Consider the following 19,790-nt stretch of genomic DNA (forward strand, 5'->3'; position numbering starts at 1 on the left):
GTTATTTCCCTGCCTTTTGTTGAGTGATTAAACGTTCATACTCGGCTGTGGCCTGTAAAAATGCGCCGACCCCTTTTTGATCGTTGACGATAATTGGCTCGCTGATATAGTAGGTATAGGTACCATCACGTTGGTCAGCCCCACCAAGCCCAGCCACCTGGCAATTTTTATTTAAATTGACCCAGCCTTCTTTGGTCAACAAAATAAATTCTTCAATGAGCCCCTGATAAGCTTTCTCTAACGTCGGTTGCCAGTCACTCTGATCTAAGACACCTAAACGAATGCCTTTGGCCATCCCGCACGTAATCATGCTAGAGGCCGAGGCTTCCAGATAATTGCCCTTGCGCTGACCTTGATTGACGACTTGATACCAAACACCCGTAACATCTTGATAAGGTCTCAAAGCTACAAGAGTATCAACTAAAAAAGCACTGAGTATCGCGTGTCCTGAATGATTTTCCGGTAAAATTTCCAGCATATCAACCAGAGCCATCACATACCATCCGAGAGAACGCCCCCAAAAATTTTCCGATAAGCCCGTTTCCGGGTCACACCACGGTTGAGATTTGGTTTCATCCCACGCGTGAAATAATAAACCAGTCTCTGGGTCTCTCGTATGCCGATCACAAAGAATAAACTGCTTGATAACATCTTCTAAGTCTTTGCCTTCATTAAAGGTCAAATCGTATTCCCCATAAAAAGGTGCCCCCATATATAAACCATCGAGCCAGATTTGATAAGGGTAGATTTCTTTATGCCAAAAGGCCCCTTCAGAAGTACGCGGATGCTCCTTTAGCTGAGACCTTAATAGATCCGCCGCTAAGCGATATTTTTCTTGACCGGTTTCACGATACAAGGTAAACAATAATTTACCATTATTGATGTGGTCAATATTGTACTCGCCTACCTCATACCCGCGGATACTGCCGTCTGCTTGAATAAAATAGTCCATATTATCTTGGATAAATTGCAGGTACTTGGGATCCTTGGTAGCGCGCCAAATAGCTTCAAAACCTTTCAATACCACCCCATAGTCGTAAGACCATTTTCCGTGATACCCTTTATCCTCATATAACTTAGGGGTTCTTTCGATAATTGAATCGGCGGTCTTAATCGACCAGTTAATTTCTGTCATGATAAGTGACTCCTTTTTGGGTTTTGTTTGAGAAAAAAGTCCTTTCAGTCGCATAGCCAACGGAAAGGACTTTCACTTGCAGCCATTTATTTATTGAGTTCTTTGTATGCCGCTTCATATTCGGTAATAATCGTTTGACCACCAGAGCTTTTCCAGTTTTCAATCGCTTTTTCAAAATCAGCTAATTTAATTTCACCTAAAATATATTTATAAGTGGCATCTGTCACAATTTTTTCTAATTCAGACCCTTGTGCCGTATTCGTCTCTGATTCTAAGGCGTAAGCGGGATTCATAACGGCGAATTCCGCATTTTCAGCAATCAATCGGTCCGCCTCCTGTTTTAGCGGATCCGCATCGTGAATCTCAAAACCTGTTTCATTCGGGCGTGATGAAGCAAAAGGTTGAACCTCTTGTTGCCATAGAGGAGTATCCGTAATAGTCGCAGCACGATCGTCATCCACTGTATAGTGGACGTCTTCAACTCCATAGGTCATTAAGGCATAACTTTCTTCAGTCATTAAGTCATCAACAAATTTCAAAATCCGTTTTAATTCGGCCTCATCCTTAACTTCTGATTTCGGGAAGGACAGCAGACCACCGATGCCATTGTTACCCGCCCAAATAGCACGATCTTCTTCCTTGCCAGTCGAGGTGATATTATTGACCAACACTAATTCCATGCCATCTTGAATGTCTTTTGCCATATTTAATAAGTTTTTCGAATCAAATAACGCCCCTACATAAATACCAGCTTTTCCTTGAGCAAAGTTTTGTTGTTGGTCAGTCTTAGCCGTTACAGCAAAGTCTTTATTGATAAAACTATTATCGTATAATTCTTTCATGTAATCCATGGTCTCAACATAGGCCTCAGTATCAAATTCTGGGGTCATTTTTCCGGATTTATCGACTGCCCATTTATTCGGCACGCCCATATAAGATCCCAAGGTTTTAAACGCTCCATAAATCAGATCACTGCGATCAACAAAACCTGTCGTATCGGCCTTCCCATTGCCATCAGGATCATCTAAGGTAAAGGCCTTAGCCACAGCCATTAACTCATCGGTGGTGGTGGGAACGTCTAACCCTAATTTATCCAACCAATCTTGACGAATCACCACACCGTTACGAGCTAAATCTTTTTGGAAAGGAACCCCATAAAGCTTTCCTTCAATCGAAGCCGAAGCTCTCATTTCAGCCGATATTTCTTTTAAGTTAGGGTAATCATCTAAATAGTCTTCAACTTCCCAAAACATGCCTGATTTGAGTGCATTCCTAACAGATGAATTTTCCATCATCGTCAATGTCACCATATCAGCCAAAGAATCTGATGCTAGTGAGGTGTTAATGCGTTCCTCTTTTGAGGCATCTGGAATCCAGGAAAACTTAATCGTCGTATTCGTGTTTTCTTGAAGTTTATTCGTAATCGTATCCGTTGGCGGTGAGGCTGTATGTAAAATATTTAACCAGCTAATTTCAGCTGCAGCATTTTCATCATACGTGCCGCCTGCTGCTGCCTCCTTCTCCTTACCACCACTACAAGCCGCTAATAAGGCCGTTGCACATAGCGTCACGATCAGTAATCTTTTCCAATTTTTTGTCATACTACTTCTCTCCTTCTTAAAGGGTTGATGCTACTGCTTGTCTTAACAATTAGTAACTAGCGATCAACCCTTTCAAATAGTTGCCCTTTTATCAAGGCTAAACGTTCATCTCAATTTAAATATTTTTTTGTTCGACTCGCTGAAAGACCTGATTCGCAGTCCACATAATCAGATAGGCGATAACGCTAATTCCAAAAAACGTGACAATTGATGGCAGGATACTGGCTACTAAAAGGGTCACTAAGCTAATTACCACAATAAGAACCAATGTATACTGTAAATGGGAAAAACCTAAAATAAAAGACATTTTCAATTTCAATCGAAAACTTTTCCAATTATAGTGAACCATCGTAGGAAAAATGTAAATCGCGGCAATCAGGTAAAAAAAGACGGCAATCCATATCACAACACGTAAATACCATGAGCTGATATGCAGTAAATCGACTACCAAAATAATCCCTCCAGCAATTAACAACCAACTGACTAGCACCGATTCCCGATAATTTTCTTTAAAGTAACGGATAAACGTTGAAACAAGAGGTTGATCTTCATTCCCTCTAACCCATTGACGAATCAGGCTAAACATCGCATAAGTGGCTGGTCCAATTGTAAAAACGCCTAAGCCGATCAGTGTGACCCCCATCCAGATAAAATTGAGACAAACTAATTTTAGTAGTCGTAAACACCACCGATTGACTATTTCTACTGATTGTAGCATCCCTTTCCTCCTTTACTTTCACCCCTCAAAACCGCCACTGCCATAAACGAAATAGCCGATCATGGGATGACAAATTCCTTAATAAACGCCATCTTCTCCCATTTTTTTGGCTAATTTGTTAGAGCCCATGACGAGCACTAGACCGACCACGCCTTTAAACATTCCCACCGCGGTACTATAACTCAATTGGCCATTTTTTAACCCGGCAGTATAGATATAGGTATCAAATATTTCCGCTACTTCCCGATTTAATGAATTCAGGAGTAAGTACATATGTTCAAACCCTAAATCTAAGGTACTGCCAATTTTCAAAATCAACAAAGTAATAATGACTGGTCGAATAGCAGGCAAGGTCACATGCCAAGTTTTACGTAAGCGGCCTGCGCCATCCATATCAGCTGCCTCATAAAGCTGAGTGTCCACTGCCGTAATGGCTGAGAGATAAATAATCGTCGACCACCCGAGTTCTTTCCAAATAATCTGACCAATATAGACGGTCCGTAACCATTGAGGGGAGGTTAAGAAACTAATTTTTTCCCCACCTAAAGCGCTGATCAATTCATTTAATACGCCACCGTCCACATTTAAAAAGACATACGAGATTGACACGATAATCACCCAAGACATAAAATGTGGGATATAAATCAATGTTTGAATCGTATTTTTAAACATTTTGTGACGAACCTCATTAAGCATTAAGGCAACAACGATTGGCAGTGGAAAGAAAATTAAGATGTTCATGCCAAATAATACAAGGGTATTTCGCAACAACATAAAAAAAGTTGGTTCAGTAAACAACCTAATAAAATGCTTAAGACCGACCCAGGGACTCCCTGCAATACCTAAGAAAGGCTGATAATCCTGGAAAGCAATAATTAAGCCACCCATCGGTAAATACTTAAAAATAATGAAGTAAAGCAATCCCGGTAAAATCATCACGTACAGGTATTTGTTAACAACCATCTGCGACAATCTTTTTTTCAATCGCTTCTGTCTATCAAATTTCAGCATTTTTTTTGAATCGAGAGTGACGCCGACACTTGAGTCATTTTCCAAATTTTTTCCTCCTTCGATTGCCGAGTTTCCTTGGCAGGCTCCACTCAATGAAGTCACTCAGTCACTCGACTTATCAATTTTTCTTTTCAGTTAATTTTTACTCTCTCATCATATCCTTGCCACCGCATTCCGTATATAATCATTATCTGATACCGTTTACAAACCCTTTGATGTCAAGGGATTAAATACCACCACCTAAGTTATTGATTGTTTTCACAAGCGATGATTATGGCCTGTTTTTCAAACAAATTCAAGACATCAAAAAGTGATTATTTACGTTATCAGGATAGCTTGTTATGGTTGAAGAGTCTTATAAATTACTATACATTGGAGGTAAAATAATGAAACAATCAAGAAAAAAAGAATCACTAGGCAATCGAATTTTCTCTATTGCCAATGGCACCATTTTAATTATCATCGCACTTGCATGCTTGCTCCCCTTCATTAATGTCATTGCCAGTTCATTTGCTTCAACCCAAGAGGTGGTGGCGCGGAAGTTTATCCTAATTCCCCGAACCTTTTCCCTCGATGCCTACCGGTACATTCTATCAACACCAACAATTTTTAAAGGGTTGAGTGTCTCAATTGGGGTGACCTTAGTAGGAACCTTAGTCAGTATGATTTTGACAGCTTTTATGGCCTATGGCTTATCGCGAAAATATTTAATCGGCAGAAGCACGTTGAATTTTGTGGTCATTTTCTCCATGTTATTCAGTGGCGGCATGATTCCCACTTTCTTAGTAGTGAAAAACATGGGATTGATTAATTCTTACTGGTCACTCATTTTACCTGTGGCCGTGAATGCCTTTAACATGATTATCATGCGGAACTTTTTTCAAGCCTTACCGGATAGTCTGGAAGAGTCAGCTAAGATGGATGGTTGCAATGACTTTGGGGTTTTCTTCAAAATCATGTTACCCCTAGCCCTGCCATCAATTGCCACCATCTCACTCTTTTATGCGGTGGCTTACTGGAACACTTATATGAATGCCGTTCTTTATATTACCGATTCCACAAAATGGCCAATTCAAGTCCTACTAAGACAGATCGTCATCGTCTCAAGTGGCATGCAAGCCGAGAGTACTTCAGTTGACGTTATCCCACCGGCTCAAACCATTAAGATGGCCGTAATTGTCGTCGCCACCTTACCAATGTTAGTCGCCTATCCTTTCGTTCAAAAGTATTTCGTGAAAGGGGCCCTGGTTGGCTCAGTTAAAGGTTAGCTCATAAACCTTTAACGAAAGTTGGAGACATTTCAGGACAGTCAAAAAGGCATCAGATTTGAATCAAATCTGGTGCCTTTTTACCACCAAACTTATTTCGTTTGACGAATGGCACGACGGTAATCTCCTGGTGTAGTCCCTACTTTCTTTTTAAAGAAGCGAATAAAATTTTGAGAATTGCGGTATTGCAGCTTTTCAGCAATGTCTTTGACCGTTAAATCTGACTCGACGAGCCACTTTTTGGCCATATCTAAACGATAGTTCATCAAAAATTCGCCAAAATTAATGCCGTACTCCTTTTTAAAAATACTGCTGAGATAGTTAGGATTGTAATGCAGGCGATCAGCAATTGACTCTAACGAAATATCTTGATCGTATTCCGCCCGCACAATATGGATGATCTTTTCAGAAATCCCCTTAAACTGTTCACTAGTTTTAGCCTTAATGCCCCGTACCATTGGATAAATAACTTGCTCCACTAAGATCCGTTCGATTTCTTCTGGGTTGTATTCACTGAGAACTCGGTGGTATAAGGCCTGATTTTTTTCTGTCGTCAAAACATCTGTCCCCAAAAGCTGACCGAGTTGAATCAAATCATTCACTAGACGAATAATCGCTATTTCAAAGTTGACAGGGTTTTTATTATGCTTAAAAATGCTGGCAAGCAAGGGATACAAGTTTTCAACGACTTGCTCCTCATCTCCTATGCGAATCGCATCAAACAAGCGCGTTTCCAACTCCACAGGATATTGAGTCAATGTTGGTTCCTGAATAAGACTGGAGATATCCTCGTAAAAGATAATTGATTCTTTGCCTAAATTCAAGCGATAATGTAAGGCTTCTTTACTTAAATCACAGCCTCGTTTACTTTCTAATAAATTTGCATAAATTGAACTCAGTCCGATACTAATCGATAATTTCAAATGTTCTTTGACCTCACTCATAATCAACTGACTGTAGTGAAGCACCTCCTTGCGAATTTCTTGCTCATCGCGACTTCTAAACATCAGAATCGTGCCTTGGGTTTCTTCGTTTAAAATAATCGGCAACAAGCGGCAATTAGCTGGAATGATTTCTTCCACCATTTTATTGATTGTCAACAACATGATGTCTTTCGTCGTCGTATCACGGTTGCCTAAATTGTCCAACTGAATCAACATCACTTGATAGGCTTGATAATCATCAGAGTACTGAAATTGCGCCATTTTAACGGCCAACTCATCTTCTGTCATGCGATTGCGAAATAAATTCAAAATAAATTGTGTTTGCAGTTGGGGCATTTCCTTGGTGATAAAAGTCGATAAGGTTGCCTTTTCATTTAAGATCGAATCGATGGAATGAGAGATTGACTCAAATTCATTGTGGTGGATCGCACCCCTTCCATCAATCGCCAAACTATCCTGAATTCGCCGAATCGGTCTAGTATAGGTTTTTGCAATGACATAGGACACTAGCGCGACGAGAATCACCAAGATTAATGTCAAAGCCAACAAGCCATATTTCGTTGTTCGAATGGCGCTATTGATGTCACTTTCGGCCAAGGCGGTCACATATAACCAACTGTTATAATCTGACTTGGCAAAAAAAACTTGCTGCCCTTTAGTGGCGCCCAATTCAATCACACCAGCATCTGCCGCTTCGCTTTCGGCCAAAATCAATTGAATCTCATCTGCTGAAAAAAGACTTTCTTGGCCGTACATCAACTGACCTTGCTTGTCCAGAATAACCACCGGCGAGTCAAATTCGCTACTGGTAATAATGCTGTCCAACGTTCGATTGGGAATTTCTGCCAAAGCGATGGCATATTTAGCCGTTGAAAACATCGGCAAGGTATTGGCAAATTGAATGCCCGTTTTCGTGCGCAACCAAAAGATACTCTGAGCTTGATGTTCAATGTATTTCTCTCGAAGGCGCCTACCTTCAGCCTCATCAAAATGAGTCAAACTGCCATCGCGAATTTTCCAAGCTTGTTCTAAACTGATCAAGCTATAAGACGTTCCTTCCATTCCCATAGAGGAGATGTAGTTGAGCTGTGTATTAACTTCACTAAACTGCTTAAATTCTTTTTCCGTCATCGGACTTTTAAAGACTTGCTCAAATGAACTCGTATTGCTGTAGGCGTTGAAGGCATATTCCACGGTCCGAACTTTTTGTTCCAGATTATTTTTTGTCTGTTTAATATAACTTTGTTTAGATGTCACCATCCGTTCCACCACAGTCGCTCGAGTCGTGACATAGATATAATAGCTAAAACCGCCAACTAAGATTGCCCCTAAGACGAGAAAAGGTAAAAATATTTTAAAAAACAAACTCGCTTTTTTCATTTCTGTGTTCCTCCCTAAATGTGTAGCCATCTATATTATAGCGGTTTCACAATTCATAAGTCAATAAAATAATTAACGTGTGCATTAAATAAAAAGCTTGACATACCTGATTTTACTCGATAGAATGAAATCGTTAACAGACTCAAAAGGAAATGAGGAAAAGCATGGTTACCATTAAAGATATTGCCAAAGTGGCGGGGGTTTCCCATACAACGGTGTCTCGTGCCCTCAATGATAATCCCCTGATCAAACAGGAGACACGAGACAAAATAAAAAAAATAGCACTGGAACTCAACTACGTGCCTAACTATAGCGCCAAAAGTTTAGTGATGAAAAAATCTTATACGATCGGCCTCTTCTTCTCCAGTATTGATCAGGGAACCTCTGCTAGTTTTTTAGCCGATGTCATCAAAGGAATACATCAAGTGATTGACGACAATTATCATTTTTCAGTTAATGGCATCGATGATATCAAACATATCGAATCCATCACAGCTCAGCGTTTTGATGGCATTATTGTCATGAGTCAAAGCGATGCCGACAACGGCTTTATCTACCATGTCAAACAAGCACAGATTCCGCTGGTAGTTCTCAATCGCCAATTAGAAGATGCCAGCCTGCTAAACGTCGTCGCCAATGACCGCCAAGGTGTCCGGCAAGCGATTGATTTCGCCATTGCACAGGGACATCAACAGATTGGTATCATTGAAGGCAAGGCGGGGTTCAAGTCTTCCAGTGAACGTAAAGAGGGGTTTATCGATAGCTTAGTCGCTCATCGGATGCCGATCAATCCTGATTATCTTGTTCGAGGAGATTATAGCAGCGAAAGTGGCGCTCAATTAATGACGGCCTTATTGTCATTAAAAACCCCTCCTACGCTAGTCTTTTGCTCCAACGATGATATGGCCATTGGCGCTATCAACGCCTGTTATCAATCAGGTAAACGAATTCCTGAAGAGATCTCCTTAATTGGCTTTGACGATATTATGTTTGCCAAATACACCACCCCTGCTTTAACGACCGTTCGCCGACCGATTGATCTCATCAGTAAAACTGGTACAGAAAAGTTGATTCAACTGATGCAAAAACGGGACTTACCGGCGGAACAAATTTTTGTGGACACCTCACTGATTATCCGCGACTCAGTTGCTCAACTCAATTAAACTGTGGTACTTTGCGATAAAAGCTCGTAAGCTTATGAGCTTTTATCCTTTAGCATAAAATGTTAACGTGTGCATTGGTTGGAACCCCCTGCTTCTATCAGACAGCCACCGGCTAGCTGATCAATCTGATGGCTTCGCCAATTAGCCTAAAATCACTCACTAAGGAGAAACTCATGAAAAAATTAAACAAGCAACACACTGTCGATCAACGCTATCCAGAAAAAGTCATCCAATTCGGTGAAGGAAACTTTATGCGAGGCTTTGTCGACTGGCAATTACAGCAGATGAATCAACAAGGCCTCTTTCAAGGTAGCGCCGTTGTCGTTCAACCGATTGCCCAAGGTTTAGGAGAGATGTTAGCCGAACAAGATTACCTTTACACCGTTTTATTGGATGGCATTTTAAACGACCAAGTGATTAACTCCGCTGAGATCGTGTCAACAGTTAATCGAGTGATTAACCCTTATGATGACTACCAGTCTTATTTAGACTTAGCCTTAGACGATCAGCTGTCAGTTATTATTTCCAATACTACCGAAGCCGGCATTCAATTTCTGGCAGACGATTCATTAAGCAACCAGCCTCCAACAAGTTTTCCCGGAAAACTAACGGCTTTGTTGGCCAGGCGCTTTGACTTAAAAAAGGCGGGCTTCACGATCATTCCCTGTGAATTGATTGACCGAAATGGCGAGAAACTAAAAGAAATCGTCTTACAATACGCGGAACAATGGGGCTTAGGGGCTGATTTTCGCACTTGGCTTCAAACTGAAAACACCTTTTGCTGTAGCTTAGTCGATCGGATTGTTCCCGGCTATCCCCGTGAGGACCAAGAAGAACTACAATCCCGTCTCGGTTACCGGGATCAATTAATGGTCAAGGCAGAGCCTTTTCTATTGTGGGTAATCGAAGGCCCCGCTTCTTTAAAAGATCAGTTGCCTTTGGCTAAGGCTGGCTTAAATGTGGTGGTGACCGACGATATGACGCCTTACCGTGAACGGAAGGTTCATCTCCTAAACGGTCCTCATACCGCCATGGTTCCCTTAGGCCTTTTAGCTGGCTTGGAAACCGTTGAAGACGTCATGTTAGACGAGGATTTCAGTCAGTTTGTCGACCAGTTAATGGCCGAAGAAATTATTCCCGTTCTCGATTTACCTCAATCAGAGCTGATTTCTTATGCTAACTCGGTGAAAGAACGCTTTAAAAATCCCTTTATTCGCCATGAATTAACCGCCATTGCCTTGAATAGTCTTTCTAAATTTAAAGCCCGCTTGTTGCCCTTGTTAGTCAATTATCAAAAGCAGCAACACACCTTGCCACCATTGATGACCCTAGCACTGGCTGGGTTAATCACTTTCTACCGTGGCGATTATCCGCTCCAAGACGACCAGCACGTTTTAGATACCTTTGCAGAAGCATGGCAAAGGCCTGAAACAGTCGTCCCAGCGATCTTTAGCAATCACTCCCTTTGGGAACAAGATTTAAGTCAATTACCAGGCCTTGTGGAAGCCGTTGAAGCGGATTTAAGCTTACTAGAAAAGGGCTCCCGCGCTGCCCTGCAAACGAAACTAAGAGGTGAATCTTATGCATAACTTGATGAAAATGAACCCACGGGACAAGGTGGCCGTCGCGTTGCGTCCCTTGAACGCGAACGAAGAATTAGTGATTGATGGTCAAAGGGTTGTCGCCTTAAGCGCCATCCCTCAAGGACATAAAATTGCTCTAAAGGATTTTGCCTTAAACGAAACCATTAATAAATATGGCTATCCCATTGGCCATGCCACCGAACCGATCAAAAAAGGCAGCTGGATTCATACCCACAACATTAAAACTAATCTAGCCGGCGAAGAAACCTATGAATACCAACCTGATAGTCAGCCCGTCAGCTATCCCAACCAAGGGTTAACCTTTCAGGGATATCGCCGAAAGAATGGCAAAGTTGGCATTCGCAACGATCTTTTTATTGTCCCAACCGTCGGCTGCGTCAACGGCATGGCCGAACAGATGCTCAAAGCCTTTAAGCTCAACCACCCTGATTGTAATGCCTTTGACAATGTGACGATTTTAAAACACCCTTATGGCTGCTCGCAACTTGGAGACGATCATCGCATGACTCGCAGCATTTTGATGGATGCTGTTAATCACCCTAATGCTGGTGGTGTCCTGGTCTTTGGATTAGGCTGTGAAAATAACATCGTCGCAGAATTCCGAGAACTACTAGGAGAGTTCGATTTAGAGCGAGTTAAATTTTTAGTCGCTCAAGAAGTCGAAGATGAAGTCACAGCTGGTGTCGCTCTACTAGAAGAATTATACGACGCCGCTCTAAATGACAAGCGAGAAACCGTTCCCTTAAGTGAATTAACTATTGGGTTGAAATGTGGCGGCTCAGATGGTTTCTCTGGCATTACCGCCAACCCACTTTTAGGGGCGTTCTCTGACTTTCTGATCGCCCAAGGTGGGACCTCTGTTCTAACCGAAGTACCTGAAATGTTCGGTGCGGAAAAAATGTTAATGGCCCGTGCCGAAAACGAGGCTGTTTTTCAAGACATCGTCGCCCTAATCAACAACTTTAAGCAGTATTTCTTAGCGTTCGGTGAACCGGTTTATGAAAATCCCTCACCCGGTAATAAAGATGGCGGAATTAGCACGCTGGAAGACAAATCACTGGGCTGTACCCAAAAAGCGGGGACCTCGCCAGTTGTAGATGTTTTGCAATATGGTGAAAAGCTTCGGAAAAAAGGCCTTAGCTTACTCCAAGCGCCTGGCAATGATTTAGTCGCCGCCTCGGCTCTCGGAGCCTCCGATTGCCAATTAGTCCTATTTACCACTGGTCGGGGCACGCCTTTTGGCAGCTTTGTTCCCACCGTTAAAGTAGCCACTAACAATCAAATTTTTAACAAAAAAAATCATTGGATGGACTTTAACGCTGGCCGTTTACTGGATACTCCAATGGAAACTGTGCTGGCTGATTTCACTGATTATTTGATCAAGGTTGCCAGTGGTCAGCCGACACGAAACGAAGAAAATGACGTGAGAGAGCTGGCGATTTTTAAAACTGGCGTCACACTCTAGGAGGAATAGACTGATGTTTTTAGACGATAACTTTTTACTGACTACCCCAACGGCAGTTCGACTTTTTCACGATTTTGCCAAAGAAATGCCTATTATTGATTATCACTGCCACTTGGACCCACAAGAAATCTACGAAGACCGAGCCTTCGCAACCATTACCGAAGCTTGGCTCGCAGGCGATCACTATAAATGGCGCTTGATGCGGGCCAATGGCATTCCTGAATCACAGATTACAGGAGACGCTTCTGATTACGATAAATTTTTAGCTTGGGCCAAGACCGTTCCAAAAACCATTGGCAATCCCCTCTACGCTTGGACTCATTTAGAATTGCGGCGCTTCTTTGGCATCGAGGAACTGTTAAATGAAGAGACAGCCCCAGAAATTTGGCAAAAGGTCAACGAACGCTTAGCACTGCCCGCTTACAGTCGACGACAATTAATTGCCAATTCAAAGGTCAAAATCGTCTGTACAACCGACGACCCCGTTGATGATTTACGTTACCATCAACTGCTAAAAAAAGAAGAAAGTGCCTTTCAAGTTTTACCAGCCTTTCGCCCAGATAAAGCCTTAAACATCGACGCACCAGAGTTCACCGCTTGGCTAAAGAAACTAGCAGACGTGGCCGCTCAACCGATTACCAACTACCCTACCTTGTTAAGTGTTTTGGAAAAACGAATCGACTTTTTCCATGAAAACGGCTGTCGTCTCTCCGATCATGCCTTGGACACCTTAAACTATCAGGCTGGGAGCCCAGCAGAGGTTGAGCAGGTCTTTCAAAAAGCCTTGGAGCAAGAGCCGCTAACGGCTTCTGAGATAGCCCTCTATCGCACCGAAACACTGGTGGCCTTAATAAAATGCTATCATCAAAAAAACTGGACCATGCAGCTCCACCTTCACGCCCACCGTAACAATAATCAACGGATGCTGAACCAATTGGGACCTGACAGTGGCTATGATAGCCTGAATGATTTGCCGATTGCCACGCCATTAAAAGAAGTATTGGACCGAGCAGAAGCCAGCGATCAATTACCACAAACCATTCTCTATTCGTTAAACCCACAAGATTATCCAGTCTTGCTGACCTTATTGGGTTGCTATCAAAAAGACACCCCAGGCAAATTACAATTAGGCTCAGGGTGGTGGTTTAATGACACACGCTCAGGCATGCGCGAACAACTGTCCCTGTTTGCAGAGAACAGTTTGCTCAGTCACTTCGTCGGGATGCTGACTGACTCCCGTAGCTTCCTTTCATACACGCGTCACGAGTATTTCCGACGAGTCTTATGTGAACTAATGGGCGAATGGGCGCAACGAGGAGAAGTGCCCGATGATGACCAATTATTGGGACAAATGGTCGCAGACATTGCTTACAACAATGCTAACCGCTATTTTAAGTTTAAATGAACCTGTCTCTTTAGTTAATCACCCATAACGGAGGATCCTTATGTTTCAATTTGCTCATCATCAACAACTAGCTGATATCAAAGAAGACTCTTCTGAGACCTGCCTAGCCCTCTACTTATTAGCAACAGATCAAAAGAGGCCGTTCGTCTTAGTCTTGCCTGGTGGCGGTTACCATCACCTAGCCGCTCATGAGGGCGCGCCTGTAGCCGAGTGGTTAAATTCACTTGGCTATCACGCAGGGGTGTTGTACTATCAGACTGAGAATTACCAAAGCTTATTAAGCGATATCGAAAGCACTCTGGCAACCCTTAAAGATCACGCCTCAACCTGGAAAATTCAGCCCAATGCCATTGGAGCGATTGGCTTCTCAGCCGGTGGCCATCTGGCAGCGACGATTGGCACTCACTTTAAGGGGCTAAATTTTCTGCTACTAGCCTATCCAGTCATTACCTTTAGAGAACCTTACGTTCACTTAGGAAGCCGCCAGCAATTACTAGGAGATAACCCCAGCCCAGAACTGATCAATTGGTTTTCCAATGAATGCCACGTCAGTGAGACAACGCCAGCCACCTTTATTTGGCATACAGCAAATGATGCCACCGTATCTGTTCAAAACAGCTTACTTTTTGTTGAGGCCTTAATTAGCCAGCAGATTTCCGTGGCTTACCATCTCTTGCCAGAAGGACGACATGGCCTCGGTTTAGCCAAAGGAACACCTTGCCAGATCTGGACGACCTTGGCTGAATCTTGGCTAAAAGAAATCACAACCGCTTTGAGAAAGGAGCTAGCATGACCACACCAACCATTTACATCATCGGCGATTCAACTGCCTCCAACAAACGAAAAGAAGCCCGGCCAGAAACCGGCTGGGGAGAATGTTTGGCCACTTATTTCCAAGATCAGATCACGATTGACAATCTGGCAGTAAACGGACGCAGTACCCGCTCATTTATTCAAGAAGGACAGTTAGAAGCTCTCGAATATTTAATCCATGCCGGTGATTATTTACTCATTCAATTTGGGCACAATGATCAAAAAATAGAGGATCCAAACCGCTATACGACGATTGGGGACTACCAAAAAAACTTGCGCTTATTTATTGAGGTTGCCCGCAAACAAGGCGCCACCCCGATTCTCCTGACATCCGTCACTCGTCGACAATTTGACGGTGATCAGATTACCCCTTTATCCGTAGGCGAATATCCTCAAGCTACATTAGCGGTGGCAGCCAGCGAAAAGGTCGTCGTTCTCGATATCCATCAGCGTTCCCGGCACTTTTTCAATCAGCTAGGTCCAGAAGCTAGCAAGTCTTATTTTATGCATCTAGCGCCTCGTATAGCTGCCAATTATCCTGAAGGCTCAGCTGATGATACTCATCTTTCCCCACTTGGCGCTCAAGCAGTGGCCCAAATAGTTGTGACTGCCATTAAAGAAAATACCAACAGTTTAACCCCTTACTTAAACCATCAAAAATAGAAGGAGACTGACTTATGTCCATTATTACTGACGTTATCACTGAATATTACCGAATTCCCCTTCCTGAAATTATGGAAGATGCCAAACACGGCCTACACACCCATTTTGAAGTACCTATTGTCAAAATAACAACCGACGATGGTCGCACAGGTGTCGGCTACACCTACACTGGCGGCTTTGGCGGTAAAGCTATTAGCTCTTTAATCGCCAATGAATTAACCGCCATTCTCATAGGCAAAGATCCCAGCTGCGTCGAAAGTCTTTGGGATCAAATGAACTGGGGCATCCATTACGTAGCCCGAGGCGGTTTGGCTAGTTTTGCCATTGCAGCCTGCGACATTGCTTTATGGGATTTAAGAGCAACCAAAGCCCAAGAACCCCTTTATAAATTGTTAGGCGGTGTCAGCAATCAAGTCAAATGTTACGGGGGCGCCATTGATTTAAATTTCCCGCTAGAAAAACTACTTGCCAACAATCAAAAATATTTGGACATGGGACTCAAAGCAGTCAAAATCAAATTAGGACAAGCGACATTAGCAGAAGATATCCAGCGAGTCGCCGCCGTCAGAGAACTGATTGGACCCGACGTCACCTTTATGGTCGATGCCAATATGAGCTGGAGCGTGGAAACGGCCATTAAAGCTGGCCGTGAATTTCTGAAATACAACATTTTATTTTTGGAAGAACCAACCATCCCCGAAGATTACGCCGGCTACCGACGCATTGCCGAAGAATCAGGGATGGCCGTCGCAGGTGGCGAGAATTTACGGACCCTGACTGAATTCCAGCATATGTTGCAATATGGTCACGTCGACTTCCCCCAACCAGACGCCTCAAACATCGGCGGTATTACCGGCTGGCTGAAAGTCGCTCATTTAACACAAGCCTACAATCTAACGGTTTCCAGCCACGGCATGCAAGAGCTCCACGTCAGTCTACTAGCAGCCATGCCCAACGCCGGTTATCTGGAAATGCACAGCTTTCCTATCGACCAGTACACCACACGCCCCTTGGTGATTGACCCAGCCAGTGGCATGGCGATTGCACCAGAGGAGCCAGGGATTGGAGTTACCTTTGACTGGCAGAAACTAGCCCCTTATCAGGCAGAATTTTAGAAAGCAGGTGTACTCATGACCATTCCATTCAATTTAGGAATTCGCGCTCACGATCTGGGACAACTCCCCTTAGATCAGTTAATGGCTCGCATCAAAGACTACGAATTCACCAATATCCAATTTGCCATCACTAAATCCTTTCCAGCCAGCGCCCCAGATTTACAAGGGCTCTCTCCTGGAACTGCTAGTTATTATCGACAAGCCTTTCAACAACAGCAAATTAACATATCCGTCTTAGGCTGTTACGTCAATATTATTGCCACTGATCCACAAGAACGGCAAATGGCCTTGGACTCATTTAAGACCCACTTACGCCTAGCGCGTGATTTTGGCGCCAGTCTCGTAGGGACGGAAACTGGCAGCACCGGCCATGGCTTCACAACTGATAATTTTACGGAAGAAGCCTTTCAAAAAGTCGTCATATCTGTAAAAGAACTCGTAGCTGAAGCAGAACGCTTTGGCGTATCGATTGGCATCGAAGCTGGCTTAAATCACCCACTTCATAGCGCTCTGCTTGCAAAACGTCTACTAACTGAAGTGGGTAGCTCTAACTTACAAATAATTCTCGACTGCGCAAATTTAATGTCGCCTGACAATTATCTAAGACAGACAGAGATAGTGGAAGAAGCGCTTGATCTCCTAGGCAACCGAATTGCCATGATCCACTTAAAGGACTTCACTATTGAAAATCAAACAATCAAAATCGTTCCCGTTGGTCATGGATTGCTGGATTTTAAACCCATTTTAGCCTACATTAAGTCACAGCGTCCTCACCTCTTTGCAACGCTGGAAGCCACAACCGAGCCTGAGCTAAGGGATAGCGTGGATTATTTGCGAAAACTTTATCAACAACTTGAACCTTAGTACAGGCGCAATTTACGTTAATAAGCCACTACCTGCGAACTACCAGTTTTTAATGATACTATAGGTCGATTCGTCGGCCATAGTATCATTAAAACAATCAAGAATAATGAACGAGATAGCCACAAGTATCTCTTAATATTATTTAAAACCTCACCCAAAGTTGCAGCTGAGATCTCCTGAGTGGCAAGAAAAATACTTACCATAGTCGTCAGAAATCAATACTTTCTCAGTAAAATAACGTCAACTGCTTTAAATTAACACAAAAAAGCCCCCTGCGATCACTGCCAGAGCTGCTTAATTTATCGATAATTTCGAGCAAATTCTAACCATCCACATCATTTGACCCAAAGACCAGCGATCACCCTCGCCTACTCCAGAGATTTAGCAACCCACTTGGCATTTCCAACAAAATAAAAAATCTAACCTCATATAAAATCTTATCAAGGACAAACTTCTCAATGACTAAAATTTGCTTATAATTAACCTAAAAGTTGTTCCTTCTGTTCTAAAAATGTTATCAGTTCTGATTCAATATTAACATTCAAACGACTTGATAATTCGATTAACCACCAAATATTTTCAGCTAATTTTTGTTCTAAATTATAGGGTGTCTCATCGTAGTATCTACCGAATTTCGTCATCACAAGTCGATTCAAATTTCCAATGTCATTCGAAAGAGCCAGTAAATCTTCCTCAATTGTCCATTTTTCACTATGATTCTGAATCTCTAAATTATGATAGTTTTCTCTAATCTCATTACTTCTTAAAATAAGTTCGCTTATTTCCATTATATGACCTCCACTTTGTTTTCTAATGCTATAGCTCTATTACTATAACATTCTTTACTCATTACATACACTGATAACTATTACATCGGCTATGAATATTGCACTCAATTTTGATATCTAAGAGAAAAAGCGTTTAGTCCGTATAATAAGGTCTTGGTTGAGTCACGCCTAACAGTAGCTCTAGTCGATCGACTCATTTATCATATCCATCGAGAAAGCTTTGGATTGAAAAATATGTTACTTTTTCATTTAATGATCTCCCCTCTTTATTTATAGAGGGATGCCTTTCACTTAATAGATAGTCTGGTAGTTCAGAATGAATGGTCGTGCCTTCCGTGTTTCGAACATATTGAACTACTCTTATTGCAATAGTTCGATAGTCCGCCTAAACGATCAATATATTTAGGCTTATAAGTACTGCAGTTTTTTTGGAACTTCAAACAGCACATTTTAATTAGCGCTAATTTAACACAAAAAAGCATCCCTGCCATCGCTGACAGAGCCGCTTAATTTGTCGATAATTTCTAGCCATCCACACCATTTGACGTAGAGCCGATAAGTGCTATGCCTGGCCTGAATAAGCACACACAAAAAAACACCAACGTAATATATACGTTGATGCTAGGCAAATACCGGTGGCCGGGGTCGAACCGGCACGATCGTGAGATCACAGGATTTTGAGTCCAGCGCGTCTGCCAATTCCGCCACACCGGCTAATTAAAATAAGTATAAGGCGGTAACCGGATTTGAACCGGTGATGAAGGTTTTGCAGACCTCTGCCTTACCACTTGGCTATACCGCCTAATTAATGTAAAACATAAAGATAAAACTGGGCTAGCTGGATTCGAACCAACGATGACGGAGTCAAAGTCCGTTGCCTTACCGCTTGGCTATAGCCCAATAATGGGGCGACTGATGGGAATCGAACCCACGCATGTCGGAACCACAATCCGATGTGTTAACCACTTCACCACAATCGCCATTATAAGTATTCAACATAATATTTTAAGAAGTAGGCGACTGATGGGAATCGAACCCACGCGTGTCGGAACCACAATCCGATGTGTTAACCACTTCACCACAATCGCCATAAAATATTAACAGGGATAGTAGGAATCGAACCCACAATGACGGTTTTGGAGACCGTAGTTATACCGTTTAACTATATCCCTACTATGTAATGGAGGAAAGTGGATTCGAACCACTGAACCCTAAGGAACGGATTTACAGTCCGTCGCGTTTAGCCACTTCGCTATTCCTCCAAATGGTGGCCCGGGACAGAATCGAACTGCCGACACACGGAGCTTCAATCCGTTGCTCTACCAACTGAGCTACCAGGCCATTTAGAAAGTTATACATCTATTATGTTTGTTATCAAATCAACGAACCAAGGTTTGATGATTTGAAATGACCCGTACGGGAATCGAACCCGTGATACCGCCGTGAAAGGGCGGTGTCTTAACCGCTTGACCAACGGGCCTGATTGCTTTTTTAAACGGAGAGTAAGGGATTCGAACCCTTGAGACAGTTACCCGTCTACATGCTTTCCAAGCATGCTCCTTCGGCCACTCGGACAACTCTCCAGATTCTTGCTTATTCTCTTAAAAGCGACTCCGGCAGTAGGACTCGAACCTACGACATCATGATTAACAGTCATGCGCTACTACCAACTGAGCTATGCCGGAATAATACAACTAAGCGTGGCAACGTCCTACTCTCACAGGGGGAACCCCCCAACTACCATCGGCGCTAAGAAGCTTAACTACTGTGTTCGGCATGGGAACAGGTGTATCCTTCTTGCTATCGCCACCACACTTAAGTGATGTACTATCTATTAAGTTGAGATTGCTTTC

General features: G+C 42.8%; 15 protein-coding genes, 11 tRNA genes and 1 rRNA gene. 9 read left to right on the top strand and 18 right to left on the bottom strand.

Features of this window, described 5'->3' with window-relative positions:
• Position 1 precedes the first annotated feature (1 nt).
• The 4 genes from I6N95_RS23225 to I6N95_RS23240 form a co-directional block, all read right to left on the bottom strand.
• Positions 2-1,135: a glycoside hydrolase family 88/105 protein gene (locus I6N95_RS23225; RefSeq protein ID WP_209531933.1), complete on the bottom strand. Its 1,134-nt coding sequence runs from the start codon at positions 1,133-1,135 to the stop codon at positions 2-4.
• Between the two features lie 86 nt (positions 1,136-1,221).
• Positions 1,222-2,736 carry an extracellular solute-binding protein gene (locus I6N95_RS23230; protein WP_209531935.1) on the bottom strand — a complete coding sequence of 505 codons (1,515 nt, stop codon included), beginning with the start codon at positions 2,734-2,736 and terminating at the stop codon, positions 1,222-1,224.
• Between the two features lie 115 nt (positions 2,737-2,851).
• On the bottom strand, positions 2,852-3,454 hold the full coding sequence (locus I6N95_RS23235; protein WP_209531937.1) for a YesL family protein: 603 nt from the start codon (positions 3,452-3,454) through the stop codon (positions 2,852-2,854).
• Between the two features lie 78 nt (positions 3,455-3,532).
• A complete protein-coding gene (locus I6N95_RS23240) occupies positions 3,533-4,465 on the bottom strand; it encodes an ABC transporter permease (protein ID WP_209531960.1) in 933 nt (310 codons plus the stop codon).
• Positions 4,466-4,851: 386 nt separating this feature from the next.
• Here I6N95_RS23240 and I6N95_RS23245 point away from each other — a divergent pair, with 386 nt between their 5' ends.
• The gene (locus tag I6N95_RS23245; RefSeq protein WP_209531939.1) at positions 4,852-5,733 is read left to right on the top strand and encodes a carbohydrate ABC transporter permease; all 882 of its coding nucleotides are present in this window, start codon (positions 4,852-4,854) and stop codon (positions 5,731-5,733) included.
• A 92-nt stretch (positions 5,734-5,825) separates the two neighbouring features.
• Here the strand turns inward: I6N95_RS23245 and I6N95_RS23250 are convergent, their stop codons facing one another.
• Positions 5,826-8,057, bottom strand: a complete 2,232-nt coding sequence (locus I6N95_RS23250) for a helix-turn-helix domain-containing protein (protein WP_209531941.1) — start codon at positions 8,055-8,057, stop codon at positions 5,826-5,828.
• 164 nt (positions 8,058-8,221) lie between these two features.
• On the opposite strand from I6N95_RS23250, the gene I6N95_RS23255 reads away from it, so the two are divergent.
• The 8 genes from I6N95_RS23255 (at position 8,222) to I6N95_RS23290 (ending at position 17,149) form a co-directional block, all read left to right on the top strand.
• Positions 8,222-9,220 (top strand): LacI family DNA-binding transcriptional regulator, encoded by a 999-nt coding sequence (locus I6N95_RS23255; RefSeq protein ID WP_209531943.1) that lies wholly within the window; start codon positions 8,222-8,224, stop codon positions 9,218-9,220.
• 173 nt (positions 9,221-9,393) lie between these two features.
• On the top strand, positions 9,394-10,809 hold the full coding sequence (locus I6N95_RS23260) for a tagaturonate reductase (protein WP_209531944.1): 1,416 nt from the start codon (positions 9,394-9,396) through the stop codon (positions 10,807-10,809).
• Complete coding sequence (locus tag I6N95_RS23265) at positions 10,802-12,289, top strand: UxaA family hydrolase (RefSeq protein ID WP_209531945.1); 1,488 nt, start codon at positions 10,802-10,804, stop codon at positions 12,287-12,289. Before I6N95_RS23260 ends, I6N95_RS23265 begins: the two co-directional genes overlap by 8 nt.
• 13 nt (positions 12,290-12,302) lie before the next feature.
• Positions 12,303-13,694, top strand: coding sequence for a glucuronate isomerase (uxaC, locus tag I6N95_RS23270; RefSeq protein WP_209531946.1), 1,392 nt, complete (start codon positions 12,303-12,305; stop codon positions 13,692-13,694).
• Between the two features lie 40 nt (positions 13,695-13,734).
• Complete coding sequence (locus I6N95_RS23275; protein WP_209531947.1) at positions 13,735-14,487, top strand: alpha/beta hydrolase; 753 nt, start codon at positions 13,735-13,737, stop codon at positions 14,485-14,487.
• Entirely contained in the window at positions 14,484-15,170 is a 687-nt protein-coding gene (locus I6N95_RS23280) for a rhamnogalacturonan acetylesterase (RefSeq protein ID WP_209531948.1), read from the top strand. Before I6N95_RS23275 ends, I6N95_RS23280 begins: the two co-directional genes overlap by 4 nt.
• A 14-nt stretch (positions 15,171-15,184) precedes the next feature.
• The gene (locus I6N95_RS23285; protein WP_209531949.1) at positions 15,185-16,285 is read left to right on the top strand and encodes a mandelate racemase/muconate lactonizing enzyme family protein; all 1,101 of its coding nucleotides are present in this window, start codon (positions 15,185-15,187) and stop codon (positions 16,283-16,285) included.
• 15 nt (positions 16,286-16,300) lie between these two features.
• Positions 16,301-17,149, top strand: coding sequence for a sugar phosphate isomerase/epimerase family protein (locus I6N95_RS23290; protein WP_209531950.1), 849 nt, complete (start codon positions 16,301-16,303; stop codon positions 17,147-17,149).
• A gap of 479 nt (positions 17,150-17,628) precedes the next feature.
• Here the strand turns inward: I6N95_RS23290 and I6N95_RS23295 are convergent, their stop codons facing one another.
• From I6N95_RS23295 to rrf, 13 genes are all read right to left on the bottom strand, one after another.
• Positions 17,629-17,937: a nucleoside triphosphate pyrophosphohydrolase family protein gene (locus I6N95_RS23295; RefSeq protein ID WP_209531952.1), complete on the bottom strand. Its 309-nt coding sequence runs from the start codon at positions 17,935-17,937 to the stop codon at positions 17,629-17,631.
• Between the two features lie 630 nt (positions 17,938-18,567).
• A tRNA-Leu gene (locus I6N95_RS23300) sits at positions 18,568-18,651 on the bottom strand.
• Positions 18,652-18,668: 17 nt separating this feature from the next.
• Positions 18,669-18,739 (bottom strand) — tRNA-Cys (locus tag I6N95_RS23305).
• Positions 18,740-18,766: 27 nt separating this feature from the next.
• Positions 18,767-18,837: transfer RNA gene (locus I6N95_RS23310), tRNA-Gln, on the bottom strand.
• Positions 18,838-18,841: 4 nt separating this feature from the next.
• Positions 18,842-18,917, bottom strand: a tRNA-His gene (locus tag I6N95_RS23315).
• Positions 18,918-18,952: 35 nt separating this feature from the next.
• Positions 18,953-19,025, bottom strand: a tRNA-His gene (locus tag I6N95_RS23320).
• Positions 19,026-19,038: 13 nt separating this feature from the next.
• Positions 19,039-19,109, bottom strand: a tRNA-Trp gene (locus I6N95_RS23325).
• A gap of 9 nt (positions 19,110-19,118) precedes the next feature.
• A tRNA-Tyr gene (locus tag I6N95_RS23330) sits at positions 19,119-19,199 on the bottom strand.
• 3 nt (positions 19,200-19,202) lie between these two features.
• Positions 19,203-19,278, bottom strand: a tRNA-Phe gene (locus I6N95_RS23335).
• 67 nt (positions 19,279-19,345) lie between these two features.
• Positions 19,346-19,417 (bottom strand) — tRNA-Glu (locus tag I6N95_RS23340).
• A 16-nt stretch (positions 19,418-19,433) separates the two neighbouring features.
• Positions 19,434-19,520 (bottom strand) — tRNA-Ser (locus tag I6N95_RS23345).
• A gap of 28 nt (positions 19,521-19,548) precedes the next feature.
• Positions 19,549-19,622: transfer RNA gene (locus I6N95_RS23350), tRNA-Asn, on the bottom strand.
• A gap of 13 nt (positions 19,623-19,635) precedes the next feature.
• A 5S ribosomal RNA gene (gene rrf / locus I6N95_RS23355) occupies positions 19,636-19,751 on the bottom strand.
• Between the last annotated feature and the right edge of the window lie 39 nt (positions 19,752-19,790).

It is taken from the genome of Vagococcus allomyrinae (genome assembly GCF_017829975.1).
GTDB lineage: Bacteria > Bacillota > Bacilli > Lactobacillales > Vagococcaceae > Vagococcus_D > Vagococcus_D allomyrinae.